At 50.2% G+C, this 613-nt stretch carries 1 protein-coding gene; it reads right to left on the bottom strand.

Annotated features, from left to right (window positions below; translation table 11 throughout):
* Positions 1-613, bottom strand: a 613-nt coding sequence (locus R7R78_RS27635; RefSeq protein WP_318119685.1) for a peroxidase family protein, incomplete at both ends; no start/stop codon positions are given.

Raw genomic sequence — 613 nt, 5'->3', positions numbered from 1 at the left:
CGTTAGTGCAACAGTTTCCTCATCGTTCATTGCCATACGCGCAAATGTCACTCGCATGTCTTGCGCCGTTTTCAAAGGATCTGGGTTGCCATCCACCCCTTCTGGGTTCACATAGATCAAGCCCATCATTACTGCTGCAAGTGGGTTCTCTAAGTCACGCTCTCCGGAGTAACGGCTGTTTTTCGCGCCACTTGGCGCAAGCCACTCTTGCTCAGAACCCCAATAGGTATCTTTTTCTGGATGCCAAATATCTTCGCGACCAAAACCAAAGCCAAAGGTTTTAAAGCCCATCGATTCATAAGCCATGTTACCTGCGAGAATAATCAGGTCAGCCCAGCTTAATTTGTTGCCGTACTTTCTCTTGATCGGCCAAAGAAGTCGGCGTGCTTTGTCTAGGTTGGCGTTATCTGGCCAAGAGTTGAGAGGGGCAAAGCGTTGGTTACCGGTTGCGGCACCACCACGTCCGTCTGCGATACGATAGCTACCAGCCGCGTGCCATGCCATACGAATCATCAAACCGCCGTAGTGTCCCCAGTCTGCTGGCCACCATTCTTGGCTGTTTGTCATTAGGTCTTTTAAGTCTTGCTTGAGTGCGTCGACGTCCAGTTTTTTA

The organism is Vibrio sp. 2134-1 (genome assembly GCF_033339495.1).
Note: the sequence above shows the minus strand (reverse complement) of the source record. Positions and strands in the feature narration are given on the sequence as shown.